Origin of the sequence: Mesorhizobium sp. M0011 (assembly GCF_040324155.1) — a bacterium.
Taxonomy (GTDB): domain Bacteria; phylum Pseudomonadota; class Alphaproteobacteria; order Rhizobiales; family Rhizobiaceae; genus Mesorhizobium.
In genome coordinates this window covers 144,612-169,946 of sequence record NZ_JAMYVQ010000012.1, presented here as the reverse complement: position 1 = coordinate 169,946, position 25,335 = coordinate 144,612, and the positions used below count along the sequence as shown (strand labels likewise).

Here is a 25,335-nt window from a genome sequence, read left to right as displayed (position 1 = left end):
TCCCTTCTAGACCCGCTGCGGCAGCCCGCAACCCTTCGCGTGCCGCTCAGGGTCCTCCTCTTCGTTCCGGTCCTTCGGATGCGGTCCGCCTACTGGGCGGGCCCTTCCGGTCGCGACTCGCCGCCCACCCCGCTTCCGGGGAAAGGCGCGGCGATTGGTGAGCGGAGGATAACACATGCGTGCAAACAGCAAGCGTACCACCAGCGGAGAGGCTGGCGCAGGCAAGGGCAGGCGCCCGGGCGCCAGCCTCTATCAGGAGATCACCGACCGCATCATTGCCGAGCTGGAGCGCGGTACCGTGCCATGGGTCAAGCCATGGGGCAGCGCAAAAGCAGGCCTCGGCCTGCCGAGGAATGCGTCCACGGGGCGCAGCTATTCCGGCATCAATATCCTCATCCTGTGGGGCGCCGTCATCGAGCGCAGCTATCCCAGCCAGAATTGGCTGACCTTCCGGCAGGCGCTTGCCCTGGGCGGCAATGTCAGGAAAGGCGAGCGCGGCACGACCATCGTGCATGCCGACCGCTTTGTCCCCAAGGACGAGAAGGAGCGCGCACGCCACGAGGGCGATGCACCACAGGCCGTGCCTTTTCTGAAGCGCTTTACCGTCTTTAATGTCGCGCAGTGCGACAATCTTCCGGAACACCTCCATGCCCCCGCCGAGCCGCTGCCTCAGTGCGAGATCGCGCCGCAGGCCGAAACGCTGATTCGCGCCAGTGGTGCGGATTTCAGGGTCGGCGGCGATCGCGCTTTCTACATGCCGGGCAGCGACCACATTCAGGTGCCGCCGCAGCCGGCGTTCCATCAGCAGATCGACTATTACCGGACCTGCTTTCACGAGCTTGGCCACTGGACCGGCCACCCGACGCGGCTTGCTCGCGACCTCTCCGGCTCCTTCGGCTCCAAGGCTTACGCGCGTGAAGAATTGGTCGCCGAAATCACTGCCGCCTTCGTCTGCAGCAATCTCGGCATCGAGCCGACCGTGCGTCACGCCGATTACATCGGCTCATGGCTGAAGGTGCTGCGCGAGGACAACCGCGCCATTTTCCGTGCCGCCAGCCTCGCTTCGAAGGCCGCCGATTTCCTGCTTGGCCTTCAGGCCGATGCGGAAGGCGAGGCGCAAGAAGGGACTGCGGCATGACGATGCCCGATGCTCAACTGGCCACGACCGAGCCGACGCCGGATAGCGAGGAGATGCCCATTCCCGACGGCGCCCGGGACTCACCCGCCCCGATGCAGAACTATGCCGATCTGCATCGCCAAGGTGCGCCCCGGGTCGCAGCGCGCAGCCAACGAGACGGTGACTGCCATCCTTGTCGGCTGCAAGGCTGACGCCGCATTCGGCAAATGCGGCACAAGCTGTTGGCCCTGCTCGGATCACCGGACCGAGAATAGCGTGGTGGCCGGCGGCAATCGCGACCCCTTGCTGCCGCCGGCATGTTCGCGCGCAAGGTGGGCGCTCGGCGACGATAATCTCGTGCGCGTCGTGGGCATATGGTGGCAACCGGACGATGCCTTTCGATCGCTTGCGCGACGAGGAAATCGCCGATTCGATGCTCACCGAGATCGGCGGCAAGAACATCGAGAAGCCGCCTCAGCTTGAGGCCTGGCTGCCGCGCTGGGTGAAATTCCCGGCCGAAAGCTACACCAGCCGCGAGGCCTTCCTATTCGCCGATCTGTGCGCAAGGAAGCAGTCGCTGTTCGTGGCGAATAGTCGATCAGGGCCCGAGCGGCGTTTTCTCGAGTACTGCCGCTGAGGACGCGCGCGCCGCTCCGGGCCGCGCCGGCTCCGATTGATCGTCTTGCCGAGCCAGTGCCGCGTGCGATAAATTCCAACGCCAATTCGCCCCCATTTGGGCAGCCCCGCACCGGCCCGCATTGCTTGCTGAGGCGCCAGGCGCATGGCGCCAATTGTACATCCGATTACCGAGAGAGCCTGCGCCGCCGGCCCCCTGCATAGTGCCGCCTGCTTATTGTGCCCCCGATCGCGCACCCTCTCGCCATTGTGTCTCAGGGACCATTCCCCTGCGCCTGGCTTGACGACCTATGGGCGGATCCGGCCCGCCCGAAACCCTCGCCGGCAGCTTTTTTCCCCGCCGCCTGCGGCGGCTTCCTCGCGCCGCTTCGCTTCAAAAAAACTCCCCGCTCGGGTCCTCCGCTATCGCTGCGGCCGTGCCGGTTCCGGCGATCCGGACGCGCCCATCACGGTCCGCCATCGCAGGGGAATGGTCCCCTGCGAGCACCAAGAGGAGACTGAAAATGACCGCAATCGGATACGTCACCAAACAGGAAAACGGCGGCTACAAGGGCCAGCTCAAGACGCTCAGCGTCCGCGCCGACATCGACATCGTGCCCAATCAGGCAAAGAGCGCCGACACCCATCCCGACTTCCGGGTGCTGACGCAAGGGGTCGAAGTGGGTGCGGCCTGGATCCGCACCGGCGAGACCTCCGGCAAGGACTATGTGAGCCTGTCGATTGCGGCCCCCGAGTTTGGCCCGCGCAAGCTCTACGCCAATCTGGGCCGCGCCGCCGGCCAGGATGACGACGACACTTACGCCATCATCTGGAACCCGGTCGACTGACCGGCCGACCCGCAAAGCCCTGCGCCGCCAACCGGCGCAGGGCCTCTCTCAGGACCGGTGAGGCCGCCGAAGGGGCGGCGAAAACTCGCCCCCCACTCTTCGCCCGTCCCCAAAACGATCTCGCTCGCCGATCCTCGCCTCGCTTGCCCGTAACGAACCGAGGATCATCATGGACGACGAAAACGAACGCGCAGCCCGCGCCAAGAAGGGCAGTCCGTTTCTCAACACCGCGCAGGCGGCCTTCTATATCGGGCTGTCCCAGCGCACGCTGGAGAAGATGCGCCTCAAAGGCGGTGGCCCACAATTCCGCAAGCACGGCCGCTATGTCCGCTATCACATCGACGAACTCGACGACTGGTCGAAGGGGCACGCGCAGGAGACCGCGCCCGAGGATGGCGCGCACGAATCCGGCTCGGCCGGTGAGGGAGGCCGCTCATGAGCCGGCGTCCCACCATCCGTCTGATCGGCAGCCATCTGCGGCGCATTCGAGCCCGCAAGACGATCGTAGTTGCCACAATCGGACTTGGCCTGATCGGCTTCGCCGCCTTCGGCAAACCATCGCCCTGGCTGGTCTGGAACGCCTCGGCGAGTGCGCCGGTCGGCCTCTATCGCGTCGCATCCAGATCGCCCGCTCGTGGTGATCTCGTACTCGTCCGCCCACCAAGACCGGTTGCCGATCTCGCCGCCGAACGCTTCTATCTGCCCAGCAACGTGCCGCTGGTCAAGCGCCTTGCGGCGCTGCCCGGCGAGCATGTCTGCACCTTTGGCGACGCCATCATCATCGGCGGCGAGATAGCCGCGCGCCGGCTTGCAACCGACACGCAGCACCGTCCGCTGCCTTGGTGGAATGCATGCCGAAAACTCGCCGCCGACGAGGTTTTCCTGCTCGGCAGCGATAAAGATCGCTCGTTCGACAGCCGCTATTTCGGGCCGGTGCCGACCGAAAACATCATCGGGAGGCTCGTGCCGCTATGGACCGAGTGACCCTCCTTATGCTGAGCATGGCGTGTCTCGCACCATGCTCCTGTTCCGCCGCGACCAACACGAAGCCGGTCGTCATCTCCCATAGTCCGCAGCTTGCAAGATGGCAGCCCTTCGTAGCCGAAGCAAGCCGGCGTTTCAGCATTCCACAGACCTGGATTTATGCCGTCATGGATGCCGAAAGCCGGGGGCAGACGACGCTCAATGGGCGGCCGGTCACGTCGAGCGCCGGCGCCATTGGCCTCATGCAGGTGATGCCAGACACCTACGAGGAGTTGCGCGCAGAGCTCGGCCTCGGAGCCGTCCCGCACGACCCTCGCGACAACATTCTGGCAGGCACTGCCTATCTGCGCGCCATGTATGACCGCTTCGGATTTCCAGGCCTGTTTGCAGCCTATAACGCCGGGCCGGAGCGCTACGAGCAGCATTTGCAGCGCGGGCGACCGCTGCCCAGCGAGACGGTTTCGTATCTGGAAGAGATCAAGGCGGCGGGCATTTCGGCCGCCGATATGGACGCGCTCACCGGCAAATCCCGTTCCAAAAGCGCGCCGGGCATCCCGTCCGGGCAGTCGCTGTTTTTTCTCCGAAACGGTGTTTCCGTGACCGGCCCGAATGGCCAACTCCTGGTGCCGCTCGGATCGGAGCGAGCAAGATCAGGCCGGCCGGATCGCAGGTGAGGGCAGCGGCTAGCGTGGTTCGGGCGGGGGCCAGGGGGGCATGTGCGCGGAAGGCAAGATAAAGGCAGCGCCTCCTGGAGGCGGCGAAGTGTTTGTCTTCACATCGTTTTCCCAGGAGGTTGCCTCCGGGTCCAGGAGGGTCTGGCGGGCAAGCCTCTGAAATTGCTGCTGGCTCATCGGAGGCCGCATGCAGGATGACGAATTCACGCCGAAGCTCGGCAAAATTGGCTCGCGCGGCTCGAAGGCGGGCAAACGCTACGCTGGCCAGGTGCAGGCCGCGGTCAACCGAGCAGGCGGCAGGAGCGGACGCGGCAGCCGCTTCATCGGAAGCCGGGTGGGGCGCGGCGGGGCCGCTGCCGCCGTTCTTAGAGCGCGCGACCGCCACGCGGCGTTTCGGCAGCGGCGCGCAGTCGTCAAGGCACGCATCGTCAAGCTGGCCGGCAAGGGAGTCGACGGGGCTCGTGCGCACCTCCGCTACCTCCAGCGCGACGGCGTCACCCGAGAAGGCGAGCGTGGCGAGCTCTACGCTGCCGACAATGACCACGCGGACGGCAGGGCCTTTCTCGATCGCGCGAACGGTGACCGTCATCAGTTCCGCTTCATCGTCGCCCCTGAAGACGGAATCGAGTATGATGACCTGAAGCCGCTCACCCGGCGCCTCATGGCGCAAATGGAAGAAGACCTCGGCACCAGGCTAGACTGGGTGGCCGTCGACCATTTCAACACCGGCCATCCTCACACCCACATCATCGTGCGCGGCAGGGATGATCACGGCGAAAACCTCGTCATAGCGCGGGACTACATCTCCTCTGGCTTGCGCGAGCGCGCAGCCGAACTGGTTAGCCTCGACCTTGGCCCGCGCACCGACCGCGAGATCAAGCAGCGCTTGCGCCAGGAGATGGATCAGGAACGCTTCACCAGCATCGACCGGCAGCTGATGCGCATGCGCGACGATGAGGGGTGTGTCTCACCGGCCAGCCGAGACACCTTTCGCCAGACGCTGCACCAGGGCCGCCTGCGCAAGCTCGAGCGGATGGGCCTCGCCGAGGAGATGCCTGCCGGTCGCTGGCGCCTGGAGGATGAGCTCGAAGCTACGCTACGCCGCATCGGCGCGCGCGGCGACATCGTCAAGACCATCCATCGCGAGCTGACCGGCAAGGGGCTCGTCCGCAGTGCCGCCGACCATCTTATCCACGATCGATGCGACGGGTCGGCTCAAACCGTGGTCGGACGTGTCGTCGGGCGCGGGCTGGCCGACGAAATCACTGACCGCCATTACCTCGTCGTCGACGGCGTGGACGGCAAAAGCCACTATTTTGATATCGGCAAAGGCGAGGCCACCCAACCGACACCAGAGGGCTGCATAGTGCGGGTCAGGCCGAGGGACACCGGGCCAAGAAAAGTCGACCGCACAATTGCCGGCATCGCCACGGTCAACGACGGGCGCTACAGCATCGATATCCATCTCAAGCATGACCCCTCGGCCACTGAACGCTTTGCCGAAACGCACGTGCGGCGACTGGAGGCGATCCGCCGTGCGACCGGTGGCGTCGAGCGCGAGCCGGACGGCACATGGACAGTCGCGCCCGACCATCTCAACCGCGTCGCGGATTACGAGCGTCAGCGAGCGAGGGCCCAGCCTGTTGTCGTCGACAAGCTCTCATCAATGCCGCTGGAGAGCCAAGTAGGCTTCGACGGCGCCACATGGATCGACCAGGAGCTGGTATCAGCCCACCCTGAGTCCTTGCGCGACTCTGGCTTCGGTCGCGAAGTACGTCAGATCCAGGCCCGCCGACAGCAGTGGCTGATCGCGCAAGGTCTTGCCCATGATGCGCAGGATCGGGTCATCTATCGCGCCAACATGCTTTCAATGCTGCGCCAACGAGAGCTGAACCGTGTTGCCAGTCAGCTCTCGGACGAACTCGGGCTCTCGTATTCTGAAGCGCAGCATGGCAATCGAATAGACGGAACGCTGCGCTGCTGCGTCGAGCTCGCCGGCGGAAAATACGGTGTCATCGAGAAATCGCGCGAGTTCACGCTGGTGCCTTGGCGGCCGGTGCTTGAGCATCATATCGGTAAGGAGGTGTCTGGCGTGGTGCGCGCCGAGGGGATTTCCTGGACGATCGGACGCCAGAGGAGCGGGCCCGGCGTTTCGTGAACTGGCTACAATTTATTTGTCCGCGTTGAAACACATACTCAGCCCAGACGGAGTTCCTCCGCCTGCTGCTTGCTCGCAGCATTCATTTGGCGGAGAGTCAGTGTTCTGCATTAAGGAGTAGCTCGTTCCGTGTCCAAGCCCAGACAAGCCTTGGTTTTCTCACGGGCGCGATACAAAAGGCACAGGCTGGACTTGGCTGTCGGAGGCGGGGCTTGTCGACCGCTCGATGGAAAGTGAGATGCGAGGCGGAGAATCACCCATGTGCAGAGCGGCAAGGCGCTCGCCTACCTCCCTGTCATTCACCGTTAGCCGATGGTTTAGACGAAGATAGTCCGTCCATGTCGGCGTGCGGAATGTCTCGGTCCAAAGCGTCGACTTCTGAAGGTCGCGCTGGAGGGTCCAGTCCCGCGCACCGGCGCGGCTCTGAACGCGCCGCCTTTCGCGCATGCAGCTCAGAAATTCATCGATACTCTCCTCGAGTATCGAGTACTCCATCTTGATCACGATCGGACCGCTCCTGGGCTTCAAAGGGAGGGCCAGTTCTGGTGGCCTGAAGTCGACGGCCGCTTGATCCGATTCCTCCCATAGCCGCACCGGCAATAGCTTTCCCACAGCCGCGACCAGCAACAGTGCCGCTGCAGCGCCTTCCAAAGCCCACGTCAGCGAATAGTACTGCGCGACAGCACCCCAGATCCAGCTACCCGCTGCCATGCCGCCGTAGGTCAGGGCGTAATAGATGGACAGGGTGCGACCAACGACCCACCTTGGGCTTGCCAACTGCACACACACGTCGGTTCCGGTCCAGGTGACAACCCAGCCAGCGCCACCGATTGCAAGCGCGATCGCCGCCACAGCCACCGACGATGTGAGGGCCATCAAAAGGCAGCACGTTGCGCAAGCAACGGATGCGAGCGTGATCAATCGGTTCTGGGACGTGATGCGTCTCAAGTAGCTGCTGCCAATGCCGGCGATGAAGGCGCCTGTGCCGAAGCCGGCCAATAGCACGCCGTACACAATTGGCCCTCCCGCCAGCTGGTCGCGAACCAGGAGGGGGAGCAAAGCAAGGATCGAGATGCTTGATAGCCCGAACAGGGTTGCACGCACGATCGCCACTCTGATCTCTGAGGATATCGCCGTGAATCGCATGCCATCATGAATGGCCGTAGTCATCCGCTCGCGCGGAAGAGGCGAAGAGCGAACTTGCCATTGTGAGCGCAGAACAGCGCTCAACGGGACCAGGTCACTTAGCGCAGCGAGGGCGAAAGCCGTAAGGGGGCCCAGCAAAGCTAAGATTACACCGCCCAGCGCCGGTCCTATGCTGCGAACCACGTTGTACCCCACCGACATCAGCGTCACTGCAGCGGGTATGTCGCGCTTTTCCAGGATATCGCCGACCGAGGCGTGCCAGGCTGGATCGTTCAAGGCAAAGCCGCATCCGGCCAAGAAACTCAGTCCCAGGATTAGCCATGGACTAGCAAAGCCCAGTCCCACAGAGAGTGCCAGCGCCGTGGATGCCAGTGCGATCAGGCAGTGTCCGGCAAGCATCACGCCACGGCGGCTGAAGCTGTCTGCAATGGCTCCAGCAAGGATCGACAAGAAGAACGCGGGCAGTGTCGATGCAGCCTGTACGAGCGCAACCATCAGATCGGAGGCTGAAATCGTGGCCATGAGCCAGCTTATAGCCACGCTCTGCACCAGCCAGCCAAGGCTGGATATCTGCGTGGCTGTCCAGATAGAACGAAAGACCGGGTTGTGAAGAGGGATCAGTGTGTTTGCCGCAAAGCGCGGAGGATCTTGACGCCGCATCACTTCTTCACCTCCACTGGGTGTCGTTCTTCCGCTCATTTTGCTTACCAGCGGTGCGCTCTCTGCACAGACTGCGTCACAACGAAGTTCCGAGATCGCGCTCGCAACAAGGACAATGTCGCATCCACGGTGCTGATGCGCGTTGAGGTACCAACCTGGCCGTTAGCTGATGGGTCCCGCAGCCCGCTTGGTGCGGTCGGTTCTGCCCTGCGACTCTTGGCTTTGGACGGTGCTAGCGCCCCGATGGCCGGCTTGTCAAACTGCCGTAGTGCCAGCACATCCATCCCATCTGTTGAACGCGATCTCCGACGAGGTCGAGCAGCAGTAGGTCAACGGCAAATCTGGGTATTTCCGCTTCCGGTCGAGCGCGTGGCCATCGTCCAGAAACCCGAAGACGTTCATCACCCATGCGACCACGCGCCCGAGACGATGCGACACGGCGATAGCGGTTCACCAGAGGACGTGCGTTCTGCTCAGCAGGAACATTGTTCTGCCGATCGTCGGCTGCGCCGGCAGCCACATAAAGCGGCGCCAGAGTTCTTGCACGCGTCATTGGACTCCCGCTTTGCAGGTTTCGCCTAGGGCCTGCATCAGGTCATCGATAATGTCCTGAGGATGTTCAAGCCCTACAGAAATTCGCAGCAATCCGCCTGGCGCTTTGGACTTCGCACCTTCAACGGATGCGCGATGCTCTATCAGAGAATGCGTCCCGCCAAGGCTTGTCGCCCGGACAACAATCTTCAGGCGGCCGGCCACGGCCATTGCAGCATCGGCTCCGCCCTCGACGATAAAGGATAGCATCGCTCCGTAATGGCTCATTTGCCGCGTAGCAAGATCGTGTCCCGGATCAGTTTGCAGACCAGGAAAGAGCACTTTTTCGACGCGCGGATGAGACGCCAGGGCCTCGGCCACTTTCTGGGCGCCTTCGCAATGGGCGCGCATGCGGACCGGCAATGTCTGCAGGCCCCGCAACGCCAGCCAACAGTCGAAGGGCGCTGCAACGCTGCCCTTGTGTTTCTGGACCATCCGCAATGGGCGACCGAGGGGTGACGCGTTTGGGACAATGACTACTCCGGCCATCAAATCCGAGTGGCCGCCAATGTACTTTGTCGCCGAGTGCATTACCGCGTCTGCCCCGATTTCGAGTGGCAGTTGAAGCACTGGGGTGGCCCAGGTGTTGTCCACCACCGCCAAGGCACCGGCCTCGTGCGCGATTGCGCAGATGGCCGCAATGTCGACAACGCGGATCATCGGGTTTGACGGCGTCTCGATCCAGACGAGGCCAGTCCGCTTCGATGTCACCGCGGCGCGCAAAGCGTCCAAATCGCGCATGTCGACTGGGGCAAAGTCGAAGCGAGACCCAATGTCGGTCTCTTCGATCAGCGAACGAATGCCGAAATACATGTCATCCGGCAGAACGATCCGACCCGCCGACGGATGGCTCTCGAAAACTGCAGCGATTGCGGCCATGCCCGAAGCGAAGGCGATGCCGTCTTCCCCTCCCTCAAGCATCGCCATGGCCGCCTCGAACGCATTGCGTGTAGGATTTCCATCCCTTGTGTATTCGAAGCCGGACGGAAATGACCCGTTGACACCGCGTTCGAACGTCGTGCTGGTGTGCAGCGGCATGGATACGGCCCCCGTGGACGCGTCGACCCCTCGGCCGCAGTGGATCGCCTTCGTATCAAAACGCATCGGTTATTTCCTTCCTAACGGGCAGTTGCAATTTCGCCCCGGTCATTATACTGACCGCAATAGGTGAGCCGAGGTCCTAAGTCAATATAATGACCGATGTTACGACAGCCTTTGATGCCGAGCAGGTCCTTGGGCAAGCGATAGCTGTTCGAATCCGAGACTTGAGGCGCGACCAAAATCTGACCCTGGATCGCCTGGCAAAACTGAGCGGCTTGTCCAAGGGAACCGTCGTCTCGCTGGAGCAAGGCAAGGCGAACCCTAGTATCGGCATACTTTGCCGACTGGCGGCGGCGTTTTCGCTCTCCGTGGCCGATTTGCTGAATGACGATCCTTCCACAGTTCGCCTTCCTATTGAGCGGACAGAGACGAGGACGCTTTGGACAAGCGCCAAGGGAAGCTTTGCACAACTTCATTCATCGACCTCGGGGCGCACGATGTTCGAATTGTGGAGCTGGGTCATTATGCCGGGCGACGTGTTTTCCGCAGATGCTCATAGTCCGGATACGCGCGAGTTGATCTCGGTCAGTCAGGGTGCCCTGAGCGTTGTGGTAGGTACCCATGTGGTCATTTTAAGCGAAGGCGAGAGTGCGCGGCTTGTCACTGACCAACCGCACTCATACGCGGCGGCATCTGATGTGCCCGCCCATTTCTCGATGGCGGTTCTTGAGCGTGGTGGACACCGAGATCCGGGGCACTCGTCGACGGCAGCGAAGATTCAGGAGCCCGTTCCGTAAGGCTCCGCCGATTACTAGCAACCGCACATTCGCGACAGGAGATAAACCGTTGTACGTTCCGCCTCATTTTGCCGTCCCTGATCAGAACGCCCTGTTCGAGCTTATCGAGAAACACCCGCTTGGTATCCTCGTCACCCAAAGCAAAGGCACACTGGACGCGAACCACCTCCCCTTCGAGCTTGACCGCTCGAAGGGAGACAAGGGCGTTCTCAATTGCCATGTCGCTCGCAAGAACCCAGTCTGGGAGGAAGTCGCCAATGGCGATGAGGTTCTCGTAATCTTCCGTGCGGCCGACGCTTACATCTCGCCGAACTGGTATCCAAGCAAGCACGAACTCCACAAGCAGGTGCCGACGTGGAACTATCTCGTCGTCCACGCCCACGGACGCATCACTGTCCGGGATGATGAGCGATATGTACGCCGTAACGTGGCGAAGCTCACTCATATGCAAGAAGCCTCGCAGCCTGCCCCGTGGAAGATGGGCGACGCGCCGAAGGACTTCATCGACACGATGGTTAAGGCAATCGTCGCCCTGGAGATCGAGATCACCGGCCTGGTTGGAAAATCAAAACTCAGCCAGAACAAAGACTTGCGCGACATTCAGAACCCTGATGAAATGCTGCGTGCCCAAGGGGCCATTGCGATGGGAGAAGCGATGCTCGCGGCTGCGGCGGCCAAATCCCAATAGCATTTGTCTTGTCCGGACAAAGCCGCTGGTGCCGGCCTCCGACGGGTCACCTAGCCTGCCTTGACGCACGGCAATAGCTTTTGACGGCCTGAAGCGACGCTGTGGTCACCGTTGTGATACTTTCCCACGCGCCTGGTCAGGCGGCAGGATTGCTCCGTAGTGGCCGACGGGTTCGTTTCAGTCGCCTGCGCCCCGTTGTATGTCGGCGACCACCCGCTACCGGTCTTGAATGAGGCGCAATCGCACGCGTTTCGAAGCCACGTACCTTGGGCGGCAAGCTCGACCATGCACTCGACGCAGCTCCCAAGTGGCGGCGCCGTCAACGATCTCCTTGAACCTGCGGAACTTGCCTGAAAGCACTTCTCTTACGGGAGATGATTGGCTATGTCGCCGAACCGATGATGGAGATGGTGGCGGGCGCCGCCCTAGCGATCAGACCCGCCTTGCAGCGCAATGGCTACCCGGGCCCGACCGGGAGATGCGGGCGGGACTGTGAACTGCGGAGACGGAGCGGATCGGCATGGAGCCGTGACCGCTTGCGGTCTGGCTCTGGAACGAGTTAACGAAGCGCGGACTTCCGATCGTGTCAAGCGCCGCCCTCTCGATGATGCCGAACAAATCGGGCCCCGACGAGCGGCGGGCCTTGCCAGATCGGACGGACCGGATGGTTTAAGCAGGTTCGCACCAAGAGCCACGGCACCTGTGTCGTGCGGGTGCTGCTGTCGGCACGCGACCTTCTCGTCAGCCTAGTAGGCAAAATCGAGAACAGATGCCTGGGCTTCTTGAGGCCTTCGGCGTCATATTCGGCAAGAAGATCGATGCCCAGGTGATCGTACACATGCTCAGGATCCAGGCGACGCAGGTCTACCATGATCCGCTGCGAGCCGGCATCAACGACGTGCAGGAACTGTCGAAGACACATGAAGCGATCGCCAGGGCCAAGACCGAGATCCAGCACCGCATCCTGACAACTACCTGCCGCTGTATTTTCCCGAGATCGATCGCTTCCGGGGGAACAGCCGCAGCGATTGGTTCTTTGCCTTCCTCGATGCCTTTTCGACCCCAGCAAGCATCACGGCGCTGACGAAGGAGGAGTTTGTGGCAGCAGCTTGGGATGCCGTCGGCCGCAAGGTCAGCAAGACACAGATTCTGATGGATATTTTCGAGACGGCGCGCCCATCGATCGGACTGCCACTGCCACTTGATGCGCCTGCCATTCGCATGTTCCGGATGGTCATTGACGAAGCACGCAGCCTGATCCGGCACCGCAATGAGATCGAAGCACAGGCCGACGATCTGCTGCGGCACAGCCAGGATTACCAGCTCCTGCGACAAATCCCGGGCATCGGATCGATCAAGGCATTGACCGTCATTGCCGAAGCCGGCGATCTTCGCCGCTTAGGTCATCATCGCCAGTTTCTAAAGTTCTGCGGGCTGGACCTCTCGACACAGAAGTCCGCTCAATATCGAGGCCAGACCCTAGCATTCCTAAGCATACTGACCAGGGCGACCTCGACCCCCCTAATCACAGCGGTGAGCTCGCAGGCGGGGTCGATGAACACTATTGATTGGCCGAGCTTGAGCGGCATCTCTATCACATTGATAGCCTATTAGGCTGGTCCGGCGTTTGATCGGACCCATGATCCATCCGAGCAGCTTGTGAGGGATGCAGCCGAACCAGGCGCTGCTCCCACAGTCTTCGCAGGTCCTCCATCAGAGCTTCATGCTCAGCTTGATCCGGCGCAATTATATTGAGGTGATCGCTTAACACGGCTTCGCCCTCAATCCGCATCAGCAGATTAAACAGGTCGTTTGAAATTCGCACACTGTCAATGCTGGAGTGGTTCGGAATAATCTCGCAGACAGTCTCCTGATGATCTCGCGCTGTGTAAGCACGGGTTTGATGGAGGGAGACTGAGGGAGGCAATGAAATCGAAAGCGCAGTCCAATCCTGCAGCGTTGCAGCCCGTTTTTTTACCAGGAAGGGCCCGACCACAAGTCCATCCAGCTCTGTCGTCAAAAATGTGGCAATCGCGTCTGCAACCGTATCCACGATCGGTTCAGCATTGTTGTTAAAGGACGTATTGAGCAGAATTGGAGTGCCTGTCCGCTTCTTGAACGCATTGATGACCTCCCAGTAAGCGGGGTTGGCATCGCGCGATACTGTTTGCAGCCGAGCCGTACCGTCGACGTGCGTAATGGCACCCAACAAGGCGCGCTTTGAGTCACGCACGCGAACGACGAAATTCATGAATGGAAATTCGTGTTTACCGTCCGGGAGGTCGAAAAATTCGCTCGCATCCTCTTCCAGCACAGATGGTGCGAAAGGCCTATAGCCTTCGCGCTTCTTGACCATGGCATTGATCCGGTCCTTGTTTGCAGCGGGCCGAGGGTCGGCAAGAATGCTGCGGTTGCCCAGCGCACGTGGCCCAAACTCCGAACGACCCTGCACCCAGCCGATCACGGCGCCGTTGGTGATCCAGTGGGCTGCACTGCTCGCTACGTCATAAGAGCGTTCAACCTCGAGATGTCCGGACCATGCGTTCAGTTCCTGTTCCACGGCGCGGTCGCTCCCGAGATCAGGACCCCAATAGACCTCCTGCAGTCGCTCACGCGGCGCGGGGCGGCCCATCTCGTTAGAGACTATCAGCGCAGCTCCCAATGCGCAGCCAGCGTCGTGAGACGCGGGTTGCACGAAGATGTCTTCGAAAAGCCCTGAATACAGCAGCTTGCCGTTCATCGTGCAGTTGTGGGCTACCCCTCCCGCCAGACACAACCGCTTCATGCCGGTGGCCTCACGGTGGTGCCGGAGAATGTGGAACACGATCCGCTCAAGCGCTTCCTGCAGTGACGCACTCACATCTCGATGCTGCTGGGTGAAAGGCATTCCCTTTCGCCTGATCTCGATGTTGCGGAGCAACGCCGGACCGATGCGGTCGAGGTGAACACGGTAGCCACCGTTGGCGGAGAGCTCGTAGAACTGCTCGAAGAGCTCGCGATAGGGAGCGGGGTCGCCATAGGGCGCGAGTCCCATTACCTTATACTCGTCGAACATGCCGTAGCCGAGACAGCGGATCGTCTCGAGATAAAACAGCCCAAGAGAATTGTCCTCCGGGAAAGCCTCGATTTGCGTAATTTCTGTGCCAGACCCTACCGCCACAAGGCCCGACAGGAAATCACCACAGCCATCAATCGCTAGAATGAGACTTTGTTCGAAGCCCGACATTGCAAAGGCGCTCACGGCGTGCGCCTGATGATGACCTACGAATGAAATACGCGAACTGTCCAACTTAGTGCCGAACTCACGCGCTAACAGGTTCTGAACCAACATTTTAGCATCCAACGGAGTGGAGAGAATGTCCGGTTGGGAAGCGGACATACCTTCAAGCATGGCGTTGGCATAGGGCTCGCTGGCGTAGACCGCGACACGATCAATGTCGCTGAGCTGAACCCCGGCCGTCGAGAGACAGTATTGAATCGAACCACTTGGCAGCTTGTTCGAGTGCTTGATTCGATTGAGGCGTTCCTCTTCTACGGCGGCTATCACCTTTCCGTCTCGGACGAGCACCGCGGCGCCATCGTGCATAAAGGCGTTCGAACGCTCGAATCGGTTTTCATGGACTTGGTCAAGTCCGCCGCTGATTCCTAGGCACAGCATTTCTTTCTCCAAATAGTAACGGGAAGCCAAATTGGCTTACCTCGACTGTTTCCAACTAAATAGGCCGTGTTGTCGCCTGCAGCTGCGACCGCCCGTCAGGCATCAGCGGCATCGAAGAAAGCCTCATAAACGATCAATGAGATGCTTCGACTGTGCCGCCTACAGTGCCATCACGCCGAGAGCTTGGCTGGATCATCCAATCCTGAGCGGCTGCTGACATGTATCCGGCGATGTCGTTTTCATCGGCAGAACCAACTTGCGATGCCGCCTGTTCTTGGGAAGGGCGGCCGTCGACGAATAACAGTACCGCCCCCGTGAACTGGGCCGATTTCATTCTCCGAAGCGACCATGGTCGCACCGCCCGACATTGTCGGCCAGTTGCAACTCACTTTCTCGGCACGACCTCCACTGCACGTCAGGGCGCATCGAAGATTTTCTCCTTTGGATTATTCCTAAGGCAGCTTTCGTCACGCGATAGAGCAGCGTGTGATTGGTGCGTGAGGCTCTTTTTTGTCCATGCACGATTCCGGAAGAGTGATGAAATCGATTGTTTTGATCAAAGTCATCCACGCTATGAATAACAGCCGCAGCACATGCGTTTTCAAAGCGCTTCAGGCTTCCCGGATGGCTACTCCGATGTGAAGCGCATGGCATTCCAAGCGCTCTGTCAACCAAACGATGAGTATCGGCGTCGACCCTCATTGCCTTCGTCTTCGCGACTCCGTGACAGCGGCTGGCATTGTGTTTGTAGGGCATCGGGCGAAGATCATGTCGATCGGCCATCTCGCCTGCCTATTGACAAACCCTTGAACAATGATCCACGCACCAGCGCGATTGTGATCACGAGCGCCTCTGAGCTCGGGAGGTTCGGTTTTCTGAGGGTTCCTGGGTCTCCGAAGCGATGGAGGTAGCTAGCCTTCCTGGTGCTATACGGTTGTGCTCTTCATGGAGTGGACGCATTTGCGTCTCGAAAGCGGTTCTTCAGTGGAACCGGCGCCAAGGCCCGTCTGTGGTCGTTCAGAACACGGGGTGCCGTCTCCAAACCGGATATTGGAGCGGGCAGCCGCCGGAATTTGACCCATGGAAATGAGCGCCTGTCAGGAGGCGTTCGAAAACGGCGCGATCTTCATCGCGGCTGTTTCATGGTGTCATTCCTGACATGTTCTTTATAATCGGCAGCTTGCGGATAGTCTTGCCCGTCGCCGCCCGTAGCGCGTTGGCGACGGCCGGGCCGATCGGCGGCACACCTGGCTCACCAACTCCCGTGGGCGGCTCCTCGGACGGCACAATGTGCACCTCGACTCGCGGCATCTGCTCGATCCTGAGCGGTGTATAGGTATCGTAGTTCTCTTGGTCTACGACACCGCCCTTCAGGGTCAGCTCCTCCTGGAGGATCGCACCTAGCCCGAATCCGATACCGCCCTCCATCTGAGCGCGAATCTGGTCAGGATTTATCGCGGTGCCGCAATCTACCGCGCAGACGACGCGGTCGACCTTGAAACCATTTTCATCGTTGAGGGTGATCTCCACCACATCGGCGACATAGGTCGAGAGGCTTTCATGCAGGGCCACGCCGCGGAAACGGCCTTCCGGCAGAGGCTTGTCCCAGCCTGCCTTCTCAGCAGCCACTTTAAGCACGGCGGCATGCCGTGGATGGTGACCGAGCATTGACAAGCGGAAGTCGACCGGATCACGGTTCGCAGCGGCGGCGAGCTCATCGATCAGGGTTTCCACCGCGTAAGCGGTGTGGGTGGAGCCTACCGAACGCCACCACAGCACCGGGATGTTCACGTCCGTGGTGGTCAGCTCGACCTTCAGGTTCGGGATCGCATAGGGCAGGTTGGTGGCGCCCTCTACGGAGGTTGGATCGATGCCGTTCTTGATCATCGCCGCAGAGGTCGAACCGCCCAAGACCGATTGGCCCACGATGTGGTCATGGAGAGCGACGACATTGCCTTTCTTGTCGAGCCCCGCCTTGACTGCGTGCACATAGGCCGGCCGGTACCGCCCACCCCGCATGTCATTCTCGCGGGTCCACTGCACCTTCACTGGCTTGCCGCGTCCCAGTGCACGTGCTGTGGAAACAGCTTCGATAATGACATCTGCATCCAAGACCGCGCGGCGGCCGAAACTGCCGCCGGTCTTCATCACGTGCAGCCTCACCTTGTCCGGCGTGGTGCCGCCTACCTGAGCGGCAGCCGCCTGATAAAGGTCGGGCATCTGGTGTCCGCCCCAGACGTCGATGGTGCCGTCTTCGTTGATTCGGGCGGCCGCGTTGAGTGGCTCGATCGAAGCATGGACAAGATAGGGGAATTCGTAGTGCCCCTCGATGATTTTCTCAGCACTGGCGAACGCTGCGGGAGTGTTACCGTCGTCGCGCGCGGTGGCCGCGCCCAGATCGTCTGCTGCCTTGTTGTATTCGGCCATGATCTCGGCCGTGCCGCGCTCTTCGGCCTTCTCCTCGTTCCAGGTCACCTCCACGAGGTCGCGGCCCTTCAGCGCCGTCCAGGTGTCCCTGCCAACCACGGCAATGCCTCGCGGCGTCTGGACGACATCGACAATGCCGTCGAGTGCCTTGGCCTTGGTTGCGTCGAAGCTCTCGATCTCGGCGCCGAACTTCGGCGGATGGATCATAACGGCCGTCTGGAGTCCCTCCATCATGAGGTCGATCGTGTAGGTCTGCGCGCCGTTGGTCTTGCCGGCGGAATCGTAGCGCTTGAGGCTGTCCGATCCGATCTGGGCCCACTTGTCGCGCGGCTTTAGCGGCACGTCGTCGGGAACCGGCATTCCCGCTGCGGCTTCAGCCAGGTCACCGTAGCGCGCCTGCATCCCTGAGGCGTGCGACACGACCCCGGAAGCGACTTTGATCTCGCCGGCTGGCACGTCCCACCGCTGCGCCGCGGCCGCCACCAGCAAGGCCCGTGCGGCAGCACCCGCCTTGCGGTAGCGTTCCCACGACGAGCCCATCGACGTGGAGCCACCAGTTGCCTGTGCGGCCCCGCCCCAGGCGAGATTGCCGTAGAACGCGGTATTGCCATATCCGCCGACCACGTCCACCTGCGCCCAGTCGCCGTCGAGCTCTTCCATAACCAGGGTGGCGATGCCGAAATAGGAGCCTTGTCCCATCTCGAACTGCGAGGAGTGGATGATGATTCGGTTCTCCTTTGTGATCTCGACATAGGTCTGGAAGGGGTTCGCCTGAACCTTTGCAGGGGTCGTTTGTGCGATGTCGGGCGCGGCCAGCACTGGCCGGTAGCCCACTGCGAGGCCGCCGGTGGTGACGCCCGCGCCGACGAGGAACCAGCGGCGCGTGGGCCGCACGGCAGTATGCTTCGAGAGAAACTGCGACATGCCTCAAGTCTCCAGCCGGTTGGCGGTCTCGTGGATGGCCGCGCGGATGCGATGATAGGTGGCGCAGCGGCAGAGGTTGCCGCTCATCGCCGAATCAATATCATCGTCCGTCGGCTTAGGCGTTTCTGTAAGGAGGGCCACGGCCGACATGATCTGGCCAGACTGGCAATAGCCGCATTGAGGTACGTCGAACTCGGCCCACACGGCCTGGACCGTTTCGCCTATCTTGCCCGACACACCCTCAATGGTGGTGATCGAGGCTCCTTCGATGTCGCCGACTGCGGTCTGGCACGAGCGCGTCGGCATGCCGTTAACGTGAACCGTGCAAGCGCCGCACTGGGCAAGCCCGCAACCGAATTTCGTTCCCGTGAGTCCGATGACGTCACGGACCGCCCAGAGCAGCGGCATCTCTGGATCGACGTCGAGTGTTCGCGCCTCGCCATTGAGGGTAAAAGCGACCATTGCTTGCTCTCCTTGTCCTGAGCTGGCTATCTCGTTGAGCCTCCGCCCGCCTGGCAACCGAGCTCTTGTTGCTGAGGCCTAGCGACCACACCGTAGGAACGCGCAGCTCAAGCAACAAGCCGCTAGGTTGGCGAGTTACGAGATCGTGAAGTGGGTCGTGTCGAAAGGCTGGAGGCAACTGAATGTCATTTTTTGGGCGGACAGGCCGCTTTAGGCTGGGTTACACGAGACTGGACATTCGGGTCGTCGCGAACATCGACCGCTGGTCGGCCGCGTCCGGCAGGGCCCTGATTGGCTACACGAGATGAAATGGGACTACTATCGATGGGGGCCTACCTCGACCCGCAACCTCCACGACTGGACCCTCAGGTTTCCGGCTATCGTCCCGGGCGGTGGCCGAGCTCGGCGCCTCGGACGCGATAATAGACGGTGAGGCGTTCGTCGTTGACCAGAAGGCTTGTCGCGCATTCCCAGTCTTCAGCGGGCTCTTGGCCACGGCGGGAGACGTCAGGACCATGCTTGCCGGCTTCGACCTGCTCAAGATCGACGGCGAGGGTCTTCGCGATCGGCCACTCGTCGATCGGCGCAAAGCGCTAGTTAACCTGCTGAGACGCCGCCAAACGGCATCGTTCTGAGCGACGAGATCAGCGGCGGCAGCGACATTCTCGCGCAAGTCTCCCAGTTCGGCCTCGAGGGCATCGTCTCCAAGCTGCGTGTCAGTCCATATCGATCCGGCTGGCGCTAAGAATGGGTGAGACAAAATGCGTGCTGAGTGATGAGTTCATCGTCATCGGCTGCGAACCCGGCAACAGTTACGGCGGTCGGGAAGCGTGCTCTGGCGAATGTCGAGGACGGAAATCTGGTGTTCGCCGGCGGCATTGGCACCGGCTTCAATGCGCGCACCGGGCCGGAAGTAAAGCGCCGGCTCGATGCCATTCCAATGGATAAACCACCGATTCCTAGTTTGAAGGCGAACGGTGCGGCATGGGCGGAGTGCCCTGCGCAGTCTGTACCTCCGCAGTCGATTGTCGAGTTCGAAGGGGTGTGATTGGCGTCGAGACCGCTCCAGCCATGGCTATCAGCACGCCGAGTGCGTTGTTTTCGATCAGTTCTCGAAATGAGCGGGTAAATACCTTTCACTTGCCGAACGGGGTTTGCTGTTCACCGGCTGGCATCCGATGGCAAACCTTTCAACGCGGCGGCGATCTGGCGCTTCGCTGCTGGGGGCAGAGGCAGGATGGGACGCGGGGGTTCGGCACTGCAAACGTCGAGCAATTCAGCGAGTGCATAGACGACGCGAAGGCTCGAGAACTCCTTGAAGAGGCTCCAGATCGGGACCAGCGCGGCATTGATCCGTCGCGCTTCGGCCGCATCGCCCTGTTGCGCCGCTGTGACGATCGTCATGCAGACCTCGGGCAGGATGCCCGCGAGGACGCTGTACCATGTGTCGGCGCCGGCGATCATGGCCTCGGCGGCGTTCCAGTCGCCGCTGTAACCAATCGAGAACCCTTCCGGCAGTGTGCGCCTCTGGGCGGTCAGGTGGTTCTTGATCGCATCGCTTTTGTCTGTCGGATTCTTGATGGCGACGATCCCAGCCACCTTTGCCAGGCGGCTGACAAGGGGTGGACTGAAATGGAAATGCGTCGTTCCTGGATTGTCGTAGACGACGATCGGCAGGCCACTTTCGCGCGCCACAGTGGAGAAATGATCGAACACCTCGTCATCAGTAAGCGGGGTGTAGGAGGCGGCGGCAAGCAAACCCGCAGCTGCTCCAAGGGCCTTGGCGTCTTGCGCGAGCCCCACGGCTTCATCGGTGCGCAGCGCGCCCACACCCACCACGACCGGCATTTGCCCCGCCGTTTGGTCCAAGGTCTCGGAGAGCGCCCGCCGCCGTTGCTCGCGCGACAGATAGATGTATGTGCCGGTGCTGCCGAGAAGACCGATGGAATCGACCTGAGCAATGCCAAGCCGAGCAATCAGCCTGCGCAGGGCAACGCTATCGACGCGGCCGTCACGATTGGTCGGGGTGATGGGGAACGCGGAAAGACCGCTCAGGAATGCCATGGCAAGGCTCCAGATCTATGTGTGAGCGCAGAGATGGCCGCACGCCAGGTCATTACAAGACGTCCAAAGCCCGCCGCAGATCGGCGATCAGGTCATCAGCGTCTTCAAGCCCCACCGAGAGACGCATGAGATCCTCGCCGACTCCATCGGCCAAATGGGCATCCTTGCGGATCGGCTGCCGAGCACGGGTGAGGCTTGCTGGATGATAGATGAGGCTGTCGGCATCGCCGAGGCTGACGGCGCGAATGATCAGGTTGAGCCGGTCCATCATCCGGCGCGCTCCTTCGTATCCAGCGTGGAGGCCAAAGGCCAACATGCCCGATCCGCTGGACATCTGTTTTCGCGCCGTCACCTGATCAGGGTGCGAGTCGAGGAACGGATAACTCACAAATGCCACCGCCGGGTGCGCTTCCAGCGCCCGAGCCACCGCAAGGGCTGTGGCGCTGTGCCGTTCCATACGCAGCGTCAGCGTCTTGAGACCGCGCAGGATTAGGAAAGCTGACAGGGGCGAGAGCGCTGCGCCGGTGATGTAGCGCAGGCCCGTTTCATGCAGCGTACGGAGCGTTTGGGCGTCGCCGAGAAGCGCCCCGCCAAGGGCATCGCCATGACCATTGATGTACTTGGTCATCGAATGGAGCACGATGTCCGCCCCGTGCTCAAGCGGTCGCTGGAGCGCGGGCGAGGCGAAGGTGCTGTCGACTGCAACCCTTACACCGCGCGCGTGAGCGCGCTCGGCAATTGCCGCTATGTCGAGGATGCGGCTCAGCGGATTCACCGGCGTCTCGAAGAAAACCAGCCGCGTCCGCTCGGTGATCGCAGCATCGAGATTGTGGGGATTTGACAGATCGACCGCGACGACCTTGATGCCGAAGCGGGGGACCGCCTGTTCGACCATGGCAAGCGTGTTCGCATAAAGCGTCTTGTGGACGATGAGTTCATCGCCCTGGGACAGGAGCGACAGGATCAGAGTGCCGAAGGCCGCCATCCCCGAGGCAACAACCAGCCCCGCCTCGGCTCCTTCCAGATTCGCGAGCCGCTGCTCGAGGATCTCGGTCGTGGGATTGTATTCGCGCGCATAGAGCCGTCCACCAAGGGCGGCGGCGGCATCGTTTGCTGCCACGCTTTCGAACCCATAGGTTGACGTCAGGAACACTGGCGGCTGGACGGCATTGGAAAAGCCGGCCGGATCGTAGCCATGATGGATCGCCCGGGTGGCAAATCCGGGGCTGGTGCGGTTGAGCGATCCCGTGGGAGCATCGGTTTCGGATGGATGGGAGCTGGTCATTCGGCCTCTGCGATCTCTCTTGGGGTTCCGAAAGATTGACGGCAACCTGGCCAATGTGAAATATCCAGTTGGCGATGAAAGAGATGGTCCAGTCTTCAAGTGCCGGGTCTGCAGCGCGCTCGCACGCGATGGGTGCACGCCAGATATACGAAGCCCTTCGCGAGCAAATCCTCGGCGGCGTCTACGAAACCGGCAGTCAGTTGCCATCCTCCCGGGCCCTGGCAAATGACCTCGGCGTTTCGCGAACCACGGTGACGGTCGCCTATGAGCAACTGGCTGCGGAGGGTTTCATCGAAGTCCGTCAAGGCGCACGACCTCGCGTTGCGTCTTCGTTGATGGGCCATGGGACGGGGCGCACTCACGCGCAACGGGTCGGCCCGATCCACCTGTCCGCATATGGCGAGCGGCTGCGCGCGACGTCACCCTGGCCAGATTATCTGCCGACTGGGCTGAAGGTCGAGTTCCGCTATGGCGACCTGGCGCCGTCGGATTTCCCTTCATTGGTCTGGAAACGCGCGATGAACGAGGCGATGGGGCAGCGCCCGCTGCGTCTTGCCTATGACGATCCTCGCGGCTCGCGCCGGCTCCGCCAGGCGCTTCAGGGATATCTCTGGCGCGCCCGGACCCTGAGCTGCGACCTCGACCAGATCATCATCGTCAGCGGTTCGCAGCAGGGCCTTGATCTGTGCGCGCGCCTGCTTCTCGATCCCGCCGACCGCTTCGTCATCGAGGATCCGTGCTACAGGATGGCGCGTCAGGTCTTTGCCAGTACGGGTGCTTCACCCATCCCGGTCATCGTCGACGAAGACGGGATGAGGACCGAGTTGCTGGCGGGGATCGGAGCACGACTGGCTTATGTGACGCCGTCGCATCAGTTTCCGCTGGGCGGCGTCATGCCGATCGCGCGCCGCCATCAGCTTCTGGAATGGGCGCGGCACAACAACGCCTATGTGATCGAGGACGACTACGACAGCGAATATCGCTACGACATCAATCCGGTCCCTCCGCTGCACAGTCTCGAGGACCACGGGGCTGTCATCTATCTCGGCACGATCTCCAAAACGCTCTCGCCGATGCTGCGCATCGGCTACCTCGTCCTCCCGCCCGAATTGCAGGAGGTCTTCGCAACCGCCAAACAATTCGCAGACCGGCATTCGCCGGTCGCTGAACAGGAAGCGCTGGCATCGTTGATCGAGAGCGGCGGCTACGAAAGCCATGTGCGCCGTGTGCGCAGGCTGAACGGCGAGCGTCGGGAAACGTTGTTGGGTGCCTTGCAGCACAGCTTCGGGGATCGCATCACTGTCCAGGGAGCTGATGCGGGACTGCACGTCGCCGTTTGGTTCAATGACCTGCCACGATCGCGGGAAACGGCCTTGGTCGAATCCGCCCGCGACGCTGGCCTGGGGCTACACTTGATCTCGCCGCTCTACGAACGGCCATCGGACGAAGGCCGCACCGATCGCGTCGGACTTGTCATGGGCTATGCCGCCTTGAGCATTCGGCAGATCGGGAAGGGCGTTGAGGTCCTGCGAGAGGTTGTCAAGCAGGTGCAAGACGCGATGCCGGCGCGGAACAACTGAGACGGGGCGACGCCGAAAGCTGGCGCTGAAAACGGTCCGAGGGCCCCCCGTATTTCTTTCCAAACAGCCAACTGGACCGGGAAAATGCCATGCAACTGGCGCTGTTGATCAGGCCAGTTATGCAGCAGGTTTCCACGAGACGAATTTCCGAGAGCGATGATGACCTGGCGAGGAAAGCTGCTTCACGTCCATATCGCGCCTGCCGCCTCCTATGAAATGGAGGAGCTGGCGCAGGCGCAGCTTATTGCCGGCCAAGGCATTGTCGGAGACCGCTACTACCTGGGGACGGGGACCTATTCCGAGCGTCCTGACGTTCGCGAAGTGACGCTGATCGAAGCTGAAGTCTTGGACGCCATCGCGCAGGGCGAACCCAGAATTCCGGGCTTCAAGGCCAAGCTCGCACCCGAAGATCACCGGCGCAATCTGACGACACGAGGCGTTCCGCTTAGCCATCTTGTCGGCAAACGCTTCCGGGTCGGGGAAACGATTCTCAGGGCCGCCCGGATGAATGTGCCGTGCAAGTATATCGAGGAGTTGCTCGGGCTTCCGGGTCTCTACGAGGGGCTTCTGAACCGCTCCGGCCTGAACTGCACAATCGAGGTCGGGGGCGTGATCCGCCCCGGTGATCTGATCTTGCCCATCGACGAGTGAAACGCCATGGCCTCGCCGCGCATCATCATGAAGCTGACCGTGACCGCCGCCCGCAAGGAGCCGGGCGACGTGCTGGTCATCGACCTGAAACACCCACGCAAACCTGTGCTGCCGGCGTTCGAAGCGGGTTCTCACGTCGACGTCCATCTGCCTGAAGGGAAGGTGCGTCAGTATTCACTTTGCGGCGACCCGACCGAGCTTGGCCGCTACACCATCGCGGTGAAGCGCGAGAATGACGGCCGTGGCGGCTCGGCGTGGATCCACGAAACCATTGCCGTCGGCTCCACACTGCCTGTCTCCGCGCCACGCAACCATTTTGCGCTCAAGCCAGGCGAGGGGCCGACTTTGCTGCTGGCAGGGGGAATCGGGATCACCCCGATTCTGGCCATGGCGCGCGCGCTCACCCGGCAGGCCAAGCCCTTCGAGTTGCACTATTTCACCCGCAGCCGGGCGCTCACGCCACTCTTGGCGGCGATCGGGAGCGATCTTCCTGGCGGCAATGTGCGGATCCATTTCGACGACGAGCCTCAGACCCGGCAGAACATCGCCGCGCTGCTGGCGAACCGTTCGGACGACGCGCAGACATACTACTGCGGACCGCCTGGCTTCATGGCGGTTGTGGGGCGCGCGGCTCAACACTGGCCCAAGGGTACTGTTCATTTCGAAACTTTCCAGCCTCCCGAGTTTGATGGCGCGCCACCGGAACCATTCGTCATAGAACTGGCTGAGGGCAGGGTGGTTGAGGTTTCGGCTGAGACCACGGCACTGGCCGCCTTGCGTGCGGCCGGTGTGCCGTTGATGGCCTCGTGTGAGAACGGGGTGTGCGGGACCTGCGAATGCGCAATGCTGGCGGGACAGCCGATCCATCGGGATGCCGTCCTGTCCAAGGAGGCACGCGGCCACCGCTTCATCCCCTGCGTGTCGCGCGCGACAGGTGTGTTGAAACTCGATCTTTGACCATTTGG

The 25,335-nt window shown here is 61.6% G+C and carries 21 protein-coding genes and 1 pseudogene; 15 read left to right on the top strand and 7 right to left on the bottom strand.

Annotated features, from left to right (window positions below; genetic code table 11):
• Positions 1-175 precede the first annotated feature (175 nt).
• The 7 genes from NKK51_RS15925 to rlxS all read left to right on the top strand — a co-directional run bounded on the left by NKK51_RS15925 (position 176) and on the right by rlxS (position 6,396).
• Positions 176-1,138: an ArdC family protein gene (locus NKK51_RS15925; protein WP_023766617.1), complete on the top strand. Its 963-nt coding sequence runs from the start codon at positions 176-178 to the stop codon at positions 1,136-1,138.
• A gap of 370 nt (positions 1,139-1,508) precedes the next feature.
• A complete protein-coding gene (locus tag NKK51_RS15920) occupies positions 1,509-1,754 on the top strand; it encodes a hypothetical protein (protein WP_156934444.1) in 246 nt (81 codons plus the stop codon).
• A gap of 502 nt (positions 1,755-2,256) precedes the next feature.
• Positions 2,257-2,580 (top strand): DUF736 domain-containing protein, encoded by a 324-nt coding sequence (locus NKK51_RS15915; RefSeq protein ID WP_023762782.1) that lies wholly within the window; start codon positions 2,257-2,259, stop codon positions 2,578-2,580.
• 169 nt (positions 2,581-2,749) lie between these two features.
• Positions 2,750-3,019, top strand: coding sequence for a helix-turn-helix transcriptional regulator (locus NKK51_RS15910; protein WP_023735797.1), 270 nt, complete (start codon positions 2,750-2,752; stop codon positions 3,017-3,019).
• The gene (gene lepB, locus NKK51_RS15905) at positions 3,016-3,564 is read left to right on the top strand and encodes a signal peptidase I (RefSeq protein WP_023762781.1); all 549 of its coding nucleotides are present in this window, start codon (positions 3,016-3,018) and stop codon (positions 3,562-3,564) included. Before NKK51_RS15910 ends, lepB begins: the two co-directional genes overlap by 4 nt.
• Positions 3,552-4,238, top strand: a complete 687-nt coding sequence (locus tag NKK51_RS15900) for a lytic transglycosylase domain-containing protein (RefSeq protein WP_352553833.1) — start codon at positions 3,552-3,554, stop codon at positions 4,236-4,238. Before lepB ends, NKK51_RS15900 begins: the two co-directional genes overlap by 13 nt.
• A 187-nt stretch (positions 4,239-4,425) precedes the next feature.
• Positions 4,426-6,396: a relaxase/mobilization nuclease RlxS gene (gene rlxS, locus NKK51_RS15895; protein ID WP_352553831.1), complete on the top strand. Its 1,971-nt coding sequence runs from the start codon at positions 4,426-4,428 to the stop codon at positions 6,394-6,396.
• A gap of 159 nt (positions 6,397-6,555) precedes the next feature.
• Here rlxS and NKK51_RS15890 read toward each other — a convergent pair whose 3' ends face one another.
• Positions 6,556-8,202 carry an MFS transporter gene (locus NKK51_RS15890; protein ID WP_023735793.1) on the bottom strand — a complete coding sequence of 549 codons (1,647 nt, stop codon included), beginning with the start codon at positions 8,200-8,202 and terminating at the stop codon, positions 6,556-6,558.
• 549 nt (positions 8,203-8,751) lie between these two features.
• Positions 8,752-9,897, bottom strand: coding sequence for a trans-sulfuration enzyme family protein (locus NKK51_RS15885; RefSeq protein ID WP_352553829.1), 1,146 nt, complete (start codon positions 9,895-9,897; stop codon positions 8,752-8,754).
• An 89-nt stretch (positions 9,898-9,986) separates the two neighbouring features.
• On the opposite strand from NKK51_RS15885, the gene NKK51_RS15880 reads away from it, so the two are divergent.
• The 3 genes and pseudogenes from NKK51_RS15880 to NKK51_RS15870 all read left to right on the top strand — a co-directional run.
• A complete protein-coding gene (locus NKK51_RS15880; protein WP_352553827.1) occupies positions 9,987-10,631 on the top strand; it encodes a helix-turn-helix domain-containing protein in 645 nt (214 codons plus the stop codon).
• A 49-nt stretch (positions 10,632-10,680) separates the two neighbouring features.
• A complete protein-coding gene (locus tag NKK51_RS15875; protein WP_352553825.1) occupies positions 10,681-11,319 on the top strand; it encodes an FMN-binding negative transcriptional regulator in 639 nt (212 codons plus the stop codon).
• 817 nt (positions 11,320-12,136) lie between these two features.
• A pseudogene (locus NKK51_RS15870) lies at positions 12,137-12,798 on the top strand (transposase); the annotation flags it as partial.
• A gap of 115 nt (positions 12,799-12,913) precedes the next feature.
• On the opposite strand, the gene NKK51_RS15865 reads toward NKK51_RS15870, so the two are convergent.
• From NKK51_RS15865 to NKK51_RS15855, 3 genes are all read right to left on the bottom strand, one after another.
• Entirely contained in the window at positions 12,914-14,977 is a 2,064-nt protein-coding gene (locus NKK51_RS15865) for a carbamoyltransferase family protein (protein WP_352553842.1), read from the bottom strand.
• A gap of 1,140 nt (positions 14,978-16,117) precedes the next feature.
• Positions 16,118-18,328, bottom strand: coding sequence for a xanthine dehydrogenase family protein molybdopterin-binding subunit (locus NKK51_RS15860; protein ID WP_352553823.1), 2,211 nt, complete (start codon positions 18,326-18,328; stop codon positions 16,118-16,120).
• Between the two features lie 3 nt (positions 18,329-18,331).
• Complete coding sequence (locus NKK51_RS15855; protein WP_023689394.1) at positions 18,332-18,790, bottom strand: (2Fe-2S)-binding protein; 459 nt, start codon at positions 18,788-18,790, stop codon at positions 18,332-18,334.
• Between the two features lie 392 nt (positions 18,791-19,182).
• Between NKK51_RS15855 and NKK51_RS32420 the strand changes: the two genes are divergently transcribed.
• Both NKK51_RS32420 and NKK51_RS15850 read left to right on the top strand, forming a co-directional pair.
• Positions 19,183-19,425, top strand: a complete 243-nt coding sequence (locus tag NKK51_RS32420; protein ID WP_502895921.1) for an ATP-dependent DNA ligase — start codon at positions 19,183-19,185, stop codon at positions 19,423-19,425.
• 140 nt (positions 19,426-19,565) lie between these two features.
• Positions 19,566-19,838 (top strand): ATP dependent DNA ligase, encoded by a 273-nt coding sequence (locus tag NKK51_RS15850; RefSeq protein ID WP_352553821.1) that lies wholly within the window; start codon positions 19,566-19,568, stop codon positions 19,836-19,838.
• Positions 19,839-19,951: 113 nt separating this feature from the next.
• On the opposite strand, the gene NKK51_RS15845 is transcribed toward NKK51_RS15850, so the two are convergent.
• Entirely contained in the window at positions 19,952-20,854 is a 903-nt protein-coding gene (locus tag NKK51_RS15845) for a dihydrodipicolinate synthase family protein (protein ID WP_023685525.1), read from the bottom strand.
• Positions 20,855-20,906: 52 nt separating this feature from the next.
• Positions 20,907-22,139 carry a trans-sulfuration enzyme family protein gene (locus tag NKK51_RS15840; protein WP_352553840.1) on the bottom strand — a complete coding sequence of 411 codons (1,233 nt, stop codon included), beginning with the start codon at positions 22,137-22,139 and terminating at the stop codon, positions 20,907-20,909.
• Between the two features lie 74 nt (positions 22,140-22,213).
• Here NKK51_RS15840 and pdxR point away from each other — a divergent pair, with 74 nt between their 5' ends.
• The 3 genes from pdxR to NKK51_RS15825 all read left to right on the top strand — a co-directional run bounded on the left by pdxR (position 22,214) and on the right by NKK51_RS15825 (position 25,327).
• Complete coding sequence (pdxR, locus tag NKK51_RS15835) at positions 22,214-23,719, top strand: MocR-like pyridoxine biosynthesis transcription factor PdxR (protein ID WP_352553838.1); 1,506 nt, start codon at positions 22,214-22,216, stop codon at positions 23,717-23,719.
• 159 nt (positions 23,720-23,878) lie between these two features.
• Positions 23,879-24,370, top strand: coding sequence for an MOSC domain-containing protein (locus NKK51_RS15830; protein ID WP_352553836.1), 492 nt, complete (start codon positions 23,879-23,881; stop codon positions 24,368-24,370).
• A 6-nt stretch (positions 24,371-24,376) separates the two neighbouring features.
• A complete protein-coding gene (locus tag NKK51_RS15825; protein ID WP_352553819.1) occupies positions 24,377-25,327 on the top strand; it encodes a PDR/VanB family oxidoreductase in 951 nt (316 codons plus the stop codon).
• Positions 25,328-25,335: the final 8 nt, after the last annotated feature.